Origin of the sequence: Nonomuraea sp. NPDC050643 (assembly GCF_040654715.1) — a bacterium.
Taxonomy (GTDB): Bacteria; Actinomycetota; Actinomycetes; order Streptosporangiales; family Streptosporangiaceae; genus Nonomuraea.
Genome location: NZ_JBFAIM010000085.1, coordinates 49,421 through 56,943, shown reverse-complemented (window position 1 = coordinate 56,943; position 7,523 = coordinate 49,421). Strand labels below are relative to the sequence as shown.

Here is a 7,523-nt window from a genome sequence, read left to right as displayed (position 1 = left end):
GCCAGGATCGACCGGGCCAGGTCGTAGCCGGTGACCAGCCAGCCCTGGTGCCCGTCGGGGAAGGGAAGACGGCTGATCGGGCTGTGCTCGCGGGCTTCGATCAGCTCCTTGGGCGGGTCGAACGGGCAGCCGGGCCGACGAGCCGTCGGCATCGTCGTGACGGTGTGAAGGGATTCACCCATGACTGTTCCTACTCTCGCGATATTACGTGTTGAACATGATTCTCGTGCTACGTGAAATTCAGAAGAGGGAGCGCGGCGGGCGGCCGGATCGAGGGCGCCTAGGAGATCTTGCGGCGGTAGGCGTTCATGGCGAAGGCGTAGGCGACGGCGAGGATACCGACACACCAGCCGAGGGCGATCCAGATGTCGGTGCCGACCGGTTGCTCGGTGAACAGGTCGCGGATGGCGTTGACGATCGAGGTGACCGGCTGGTGCTCGGCGAAGGCGCGCAGCGGGCCGGGCATGGTGTCGGTGGGCACGAACGCCGAGCTGAGGAACGGCAGGAAGATGAGCGGGTAGGAGAACGCGCTCGCGCCTTCCATGGTGGTGGCGGTCAGGCCGGGGATGACGGCGATCCAGGTCAGCGCCAGGGTGAACAGGATCAGGATGCCGGCGACCGAGAGCCAAGCCGACACGCCCGCCGGTGAGCGGAAGCCCATGAGCAGGGCGACGAGCACGACGACCACGAGCGAGATCAGATTGGCGATCAGCGAAGTCAGCACGTGTGCCCACAGCACGGACGAGCGGGCGATCGGCATGGACTGGAAGCGCTCGAAGATGCCGCCCTTCATGTCCATGAACAGCCGGAACGCGGTGTAGGCGATGCCGGAGGCGACCGTGATGAGCAGGATGCCGGGCAGCATGTAGTTCACATACGAGGCTCCTCCCACGTTGATCGCGCCGCCGAACACGTAGACGAACATCAGCATCATGGCGATCGGCATGATCGCGGTCGTGATGATGGTGTCGGGGCTGCGCGCGATGTGGCGCAGGGATCGTCCTAACAGGGTGGCGGTGTCGCCGACGAAATGCTTGGTCATCGTGGTTCCTTTAGTTGTTCGTGCCGGCATGCGGTTTTTGGGCGACTAGTTGTTCGTGGCGGTATGCGGTTTTTGGGCGGCGCCGTCGGTGCCGACGAGGGTGAGGAAGACGTCCTCGAGGGTCGGTTGCTTCTCGACGTATTCGACCTTGGCGGGCGGCAGCAGTTGCTTGAGCTCGGTCAGGGTGCCGTTGACGATGATCCGGCCCTGGTGCAGGATCGCGATCCGGTCGGCGAGGTGTTCGGCCTCGTCCAGATACTGGGTGGTGAGCAGCACGGTCGTGCCCCGGCGGGCGAGCTCCTTGATGGCCTGCCACACCTCGATGCGCGCCTGGGGGTCGAGCCCGGTCGTCGGCTCGTCGAGGAAGATGACCGGCGGATCGCCGATGAGGCTCATCGCGATGTCGAGGCGGCGGCGCATGCCGCCGGAGTACGTGGACGCCTTGCGCCCGCCGGCGTCGGTGAGCGAGAAACGCGCGAGCAGGTCGTCGGCGATCTTGCCCGGGTTCTTCAGGTGGCGTAGCCGGGCGACCAGCACGAGGTTCTCCCGCCCGCTGAGGATCTCGTCGACCGCCGCGAACTGCCCGGTGAGGCTGATGGACTCGCGTACGTCGGCGGCCTGGGTGGCGACGTCGAAGCCGTGGACGCGGGCGGTCCCCGTGTCGGCCTTGAGCAGCGTGGACAGGATCTTCACCACCGTGGTCTTGCCCGCCCCGTTGGAGCCGAGCAGGGCGAAGATGCTGCCCCGGGCCACGTCGAAGTCCACGCCGCGCAGCACCTGAAGCTCCTTGTACGACTTCTCCAGGCCCTGCACCTGGATCGCCGGGGCTTGCTGTGTCGTCATCAGACCGTCCTGTCCTCGTTGCCGCTGTCGTCGGTGTCTTCGCCGGCGGCGCGGGTGATGGCGTTGGTGAAGCGTTCGCGCTCGCGGCGGATGTAGCTTCCTGCGGAGTAGTTCTGTATGAACGCTTCGACGAACTCCACGGGGTTCTGCCCGAAGATGTCGCGGATCGGGGTGCCGTCCGCCGCGCTTCGTTCGAACAGATCGGCGATGTCCTCGAACATCGACGCCGCGTCGGCGCCGTCGCCCGGCCCGAAGTGCATCAGGTAGCGCTCCAGCGCTTCGACCGCCGTGCGGTAGTTCTCTGGAAGGTTCTTGACCCGCGCCTTGTACTGCCGCCAGCGCTTCTTGTCCTCGAGCGGCCCGGTGACCACCTCCAGGTAGTGCCGGTAGCGGCTCTTCGGCTCGTTCGACCCGGTGTCCATGTTTAGTTGCCTCCTTCGCGGAGCTGTTCGAGCCGTTCGGAGAGGAAGCTCCAGGTCCTCCAGAACTCTTCGAGGTAGGCGCGTCCCTCGGCGTTCAGGGAGTACACCTTGCGCGGTGGTCCCTTCTCGGACGGGACCTTCTCCACGTCGACGAGGCCGCGTTGCTCGATCCTGATGAGCAGCGCGTAGATGGTGCCTTCGGCGATGTCGGAGAAACCCTGGTCCCGTAGCCACGCCGTGATCTCGTAGCCGTACGCGGGCCGGCCGGACAGGATCGCGAGGACGATGCCCTCCAGCGTTCCCTTGAGCATCTCTGTCACTTGCTTGCCCATGGGAGCACCCCCTTCAGCTACTTGGTGTTGCTGACTACCGGTACAACGTAACACTGACTACCGGTACATAGCAATGCTGAATAGCTGGGGCCGCAAGCGTGCGGGAGTGAGTGTGGATGCGGGTGCAGGTGTGGGCGAGCTGATCGCTTCTCGTGGGCGACTGCGCCGCTGAGGGAAGGCGGGCTGCGTCGGCCCGCCGGAGAATTCACGCGCCGGCTGCGCCGTCATGGACGCGGCATGGCCCTCATCCGTGCCAAACCGGCACCATCGAATGGGCGTACGGGCACCGCCCACCTGCTTGGGCGTACTGGGCCACCGGCATCGCCCACCTGCTTGGGTGTACTGAGACAGCGGCACCCCCCACCTGCTACAGCGTCCTCGACGCGGCACCCCCCCGCAGCCCACCCCCCCCCGCAGCCCACACCCCCCGCAGCCCACCCCCCCGCGGCACTCCACTCCGGCACCCCCGCAGCACACCCCCCGCAGCACACCCCCCCCCCGCAGCCCACCTCCCCGCGGCACTCCACTCCGGCACCCCCGACAGCACACCCCCGGGGGGCAGCACCCCCGCAGCACACCCCCGGGGGGCAGCACCCCCGCAGCACACCCCCGGGGGGCAGCACCCCCGCAGCACACCCCCGGGCGGCATTCCCCCGGGGCGGCATCCCCCGGGGGCGGCACCCCCTCGGCCCGTTCCGGCTTGCCGCCAGGCCGCTGCTGCGATCCCTGGCGGTGAGCCGGAGCGGGAGAAGCCGACCTGTCAGAGCTGCCGATCAGACCTGCCTGTCAGAGCTGCCGGATCGCGGCGATGTCGAGCTCCAGCGTCACCTTCTCGCTGACCAGGACCCCGGTCACGGCGTTCCAATTCACAGCCCAGTCCTTGCGGTTGATCGTGACTCCGCCCCGGAAGCCGACCCGGAGGCGGCCCCGCGAGTCGTTCTCGGCGCCGGTCAGCTCGAAATCCACGGTGACCGGCTTGGTCACGCCGCGGATGGTCAGGTCACCGCTGACCTTGAAGGTGGTCCGGCCGGCCTGCTCCACCCCGGTCGCGGTGAAGGTGATGGTCGCGTGGGCGTCCACGTCCAGGAACATGCTGCGTAGCTGGTCATCGCGCTGCTGGTTGCGGGTCTGGATGCTCTTCGCCTGGATCGTGAGCCGGGCACTCGACTTCGACGGGTCGTCGCCGTCCAGGTGAGCGCTGCCCTCGAACGCGTCGAACCACCCACGCACCCTGGTGGCCATCGTGTGCCGGGCGACGAAGCCGATCCGCGTACGGGCTGTGTCGAGAACGTAGTCGCCGGTCAGTTCGCTGAGTCTGGCCGTGGTCGTCATGCATGGGCTCCTGGAGGCGCTGGGATTTCCTGTTCGCGGGACGGCGTTTTTCGTCTCACTCGTTCGACGAGACACCTCCGCGGAATGTGAGGCACCGCGCCGGCCTCACATTCCGCGGTGTCGTTTCGTCGAACGAGTGAAGCCCAAGGGACAGAAGGAAGTCGGCGACACCATGAACACCCCATCCGAGCCAGGACACGACCGGCTCGATCCGAGCCTGAGCGCGATCCTGAGCGAGCGGCGGCAGCTCATCAATCTCGCCTACCGGCTTCTCGGTTCCCTGGCCGAGGCCGAGGACGTCGTACAGGAGACCTACACCCGCTGGTACGCCATGTCGCGGCAGCAGCAGGAGGCCATCGAGTCCCCCGCCGCCTGGCTGACGAAGGTCGCCGGCCGCATCTGCCTCGACCTGCTCGGCTCGGCGCGGGCTCGGCGGGAGAGCTATGTGGGCGAATGGATCCCGGAGCCGCTGCCCGAACGTACGGAGTGGATCAGCGGGCGGCCGGGCAGCGCCACGTCCGACCCGGCCGACCGGGTCACCCTGGACGAGTCGGTCAACATGGCCTTCCTCGTCGTACTCGAGTCGATGACACCGGCCGAGCGCGTGGCGTTCATCCTGCACGACGTCTTCCGCTACCCCTTCGCCGAAGTCGCCGAGATCGTCGGCCGGAGCCCGGCGGCCTGCCGCCAGCTCGCCTCCTCCGCCCGCCGCCGCATCCGCGACGCCCAAGCGCCCGCCACCCCGGCGGCCCGGCAGGCCGGCATCGTCAGGGACTTCAAGCAGGCCTGGGAGGCCAAGGACATCAACGCCCTCATCGCCCTCCTGGACCCCGACGCCACGGCGATCGGTGACGGCGGCGGCCTCGTCAGCGCCGCGCTCCAACCGATCGAAGGCAGCGAGCAGGTCGCCCGCTACTGCGTCGACGTCACCGGCCTGTCACCCGATCTGACGATCCTGGAGCGCACGGTCAACGGCCAGCCCGGCCTGGTGCTGCGACTGGACGACGCCATCGTGGCAGTGATGGCGTTCGAGATCACCGGCGACCGGATCAAGCACATCTGGGGGATACGAAACCCCGACAAGCTCCGGCCGTGGACGACGGGCTGACACGTGCGTTCGAGGTCGCAGGCGACCGGGGCAGGCACATCTGGGGCGTACGGAACCCTGACAAGCTCCGGCCTCGGACGACAGGTTGACGCGTGCCGCTTACCCGGCACGGCCAAACCCCGAATCCCTGCGGCCGATCATCGGCCGGCAGGCCCCATCCGCTGGCAGCCGGCCCATACAAAGAAGGAGAGATCAACGGTGATCCTGGTAACCGGTGGCGCAGGAAATGTCGGCGCCAACGTCGTCCAGCAACTGCTCGACGCGGGCGAGAAGGTACGCGTCATCACCCGTGACCCCGGCGGCCGTACCTTCCCAGACCAGGTCGAGGTCATGCCAGGCGACCTGACCCGCCCGGAGACCCTGCCGACGGCGCTGTCAGGCGTCGACCGGGCATTCCTGTTCCCCGTCTTCGACGCGGTCGACGGATTCCTCGAAGCGGCACGGCAAGCCGACCTGCAGCATGTCGTACTGCTGTCGTCAGCGGCCGTCACGTATCCCACGCCGGGGTGGATCGGCGAACTGCATCTGCGGGTCGAACGAGCCATCGCCGCATCCGGATTGCCGTGGACCCACGTGCGCCCCGACGCGTTCATGACCAACGACCTCGCCTGGGCCCACCAGATCATCAACGGCGGGGTCGTCCGTGGAGCCCACGGCAACGCCGCAGTGGCCCCGGTCGACCCGCGCGACATCGCCGCCGTCGCCGTCCGAGCCCTTCTTGACCATCGCGTCGGCGAGGCGTACCTCCTCACCGGACCGCAGCCGCTGACCCAGATCGACCGCGTACGGATCATCGCGGAGACCATCGGGCGGCCGTTGCGGTTCGAGGAGCAGCCGCGAGAGCGTTTCCGGGAGCAGATGCTCCGCCACGGAGCGCCCGCACCGGCAGCCGACGCCCTTCTCGACGAACTCTCCGAGAGGGAGGGCAAGACCGCACAGGTACTGCCGACGGTCGAGGACGTCACCGGGCGACCGGCTTCACCTACGCCCAATGGGCCGCCCACCACGCGACGGCATTCACCACCTTGGCTCCGGCTTAACGGTGGCTCCGGCCTGATGGTGGCATCGGCCTCATCGACCAGAGCCCGGTCACCGACCGCGACCATTTCATCTACGCCAGCGTCTACGACCACCCGGATGTCACCAGTCCATCTACGCCCGCGTCTCCCACCAGTCGGACGCCACCCGGACGGGCAACGGCCGGTATCAGGTCTGCCACCAGGACATCCGGAACATCCAGAACATCCAGAACATGCGAACGTACGCCAAGGTCAGCGCGCCCGTGCTCGGCCTGCTGCGGCCTGGGCAAGCCCTCAAGCTCGGGTGCGAGAGCGCGACTGTTGATGTGGATGGCTGGTGGGGGCGTGCGGTTTAGGTGAGCGGCACGATTGAGGTGAAAGGGGCGCCGGCGTTGAGGCGGTCGATCAAGGACATAAGGCCGGTGCGGCCTTGGTTGTCATGGAGCCAGCGGCTTACCTGGCAGGCGGCTTTGGCGTAGGTGTTGGCGTCCTTGCTTGCCGCGCTCAGCCACTGCTCCAGCGTTACCGGTAACGGGGCTGTCGGGGGGACCAGGCAGCGGTCGGCTGAGGATTCCGGGGCCAGGTAGCGGGGGTCGTTGGAGGCTACGACGGCCAGGCCCTCGTCGAACCACTGTGGGATTTCCAGGTCCGAGGTCAGGCGGGTGTGCAACTCGACGTGGGACATCTCGTGGGAGGCGATCACTGCGTTGATACCTCTTGGGGACAGCATGACGGCGCGGTTGAGTACTGCTACGCCGCGCTCCTTGCCGCCGCCGATGCGGTTGTAGCAGGAATCCGTCAGGCAGATCAGGAGGATGGGCGAGCTGGTACGGGAGCCGTAGAAGCTTTCGAGGAGCTGGCGGGCTTGCTCGACGATCTGCTTGACCTGCGACTCTTGCTGATCCGACAGGTTGTCTTCGGTGTAGACGCCGTCCTGGAGTTCGGTCAGGCCGTAGCAGGCAGGGCAGGTGGTGGCGGCCACGGAGGGATAGGCCCAGGCGACACCGGCGATGGCGGCGACCAGCAGGGCCACCAGCACGGCGAAAATGCGTGCCCATCGCTTGCGTGATCTCTTGGGCGCCGGGTCCATGTTCTGAGTTCTCCTCAGGTGAGAGGTGAGAGGTGAGAGGTGAGAGGTGAGAGGTGAGAGGTGAGAGGTGAGAGGTAGCGCTTGGTGGTGAGGGGTTGGTGGTGTGGTGCGGTGAAAGGGCTGGCGGGAACACTCTTTCGTAGACTTCGGCGCCGCACATCCGCCCAGGGTTCGTCATTCTCTGGGTTGATGATGGCCGCCCCGTTCTGCGTGGTGGCCGGGGTGGTGAGTAGCCGGCAGACGGCGCGTTTCCGGCGGTGGGTGTTGTTGTGTTCACACACTGCTACGACCCTGCCGGGGGCACGCCGCCGAGACGGTGTCTCCCGGTGGATGAT

The 7,523-nt window shown here is 67.3% G+C and carries 8 protein-coding genes and 1 pseudogene; 2 read left to right on the top strand and 7 right to left on the bottom strand.

Annotated features, from left to right (window positions below; all coding sequences use genetic code 11):
• The 6 genes and pseudogenes from AB0I15_RS58420 to AB0I15_RS58395 form a co-directional block, all read right to left on the bottom strand.
• Window positions 1-182: pseudogene (locus AB0I15_RS58420) on the bottom strand (cytochrome P450); the annotation flags it as partial.
• 98 nt (window positions 183-280) lie between these two features.
• Window positions 281-1,042, bottom strand: a complete 762-nt coding sequence (locus AB0I15_RS58415) for an ABC transporter permease (RefSeq protein WP_358117523.1) — start codon at window positions 1,040-1,042, stop codon at window positions 281-283.
• A 45-nt stretch (window positions 1,043-1,087) separates the two neighbouring features.
• Complete coding sequence (locus AB0I15_RS58410) at window positions 1,088-1,885, bottom strand: ATP-binding cassette domain-containing protein (protein ID WP_358117521.1); 798 nt, start codon at window positions 1,883-1,885, stop codon at window positions 1,088-1,090.
• Window positions 1,885-2,307 (bottom strand): DUF1048 domain-containing protein, encoded by a 423-nt coding sequence (locus tag AB0I15_RS58405; RefSeq protein WP_358117518.1) that lies wholly within the window; start codon window positions 2,305-2,307, stop codon window positions 1,885-1,887. The genes AB0I15_RS58410 and AB0I15_RS58405 overlap by 1 nt, the downstream gene beginning before the upstream one ends.
• A 2-nt stretch (window positions 2,308-2,309) precedes the next feature.
• Window positions 2,310-2,639, bottom strand: coding sequence for a PadR family transcriptional regulator (locus AB0I15_RS58400; RefSeq protein WP_358117516.1), 330 nt, complete (start codon window positions 2,637-2,639; stop codon window positions 2,310-2,312).
• Window positions 2,640-3,425: 786 nt separating this feature from the next.
• The gene (locus tag AB0I15_RS58395) at window positions 3,426-3,971 is read right to left on the bottom strand and encodes a YceI family protein (RefSeq protein WP_358117513.1); all 546 of its coding nucleotides are present in this window, start codon (window positions 3,969-3,971) and stop codon (window positions 3,426-3,428) included.
• 172 nt (window positions 3,972-4,143) lie between these two features.
• On the opposite strand from AB0I15_RS58395, the gene sigJ reads away from it, so the two are divergent.
• Both sigJ and AB0I15_RS58385 read left to right on the top strand, forming a co-directional pair.
• Window positions 4,144-5,079 (top strand): RNA polymerase sigma factor SigJ, encoded by a 936-nt coding sequence (gene sigJ, locus AB0I15_RS58390; protein WP_358117510.1) that lies wholly within the window; start codon window positions 4,144-4,146, stop codon window positions 5,077-5,079.
• A 198-nt stretch (window positions 5,080-5,277) separates the two neighbouring features.
• A complete protein-coding gene (locus tag AB0I15_RS58385; RefSeq protein WP_358117508.1) occupies window positions 5,278-6,423 on the top strand; it encodes an NAD(P)H-binding protein in 1,146 nt (381 codons plus the stop codon).
• 27 nt (window positions 6,424-6,450) lie between these two features.
• Here the strand turns inward: AB0I15_RS58385 and AB0I15_RS58380 are convergent, their stop codons facing one another.
• The gene (locus AB0I15_RS58380) at window positions 6,451-7,188 is read right to left on the bottom strand and encodes a hypothetical protein (protein WP_358117505.1); all 738 of its coding nucleotides are present in this window, start codon (window positions 7,186-7,188) and stop codon (window positions 6,451-6,453) included.
• Between the last annotated feature and the right edge of the window lie 335 nt (window positions 7,189-7,523).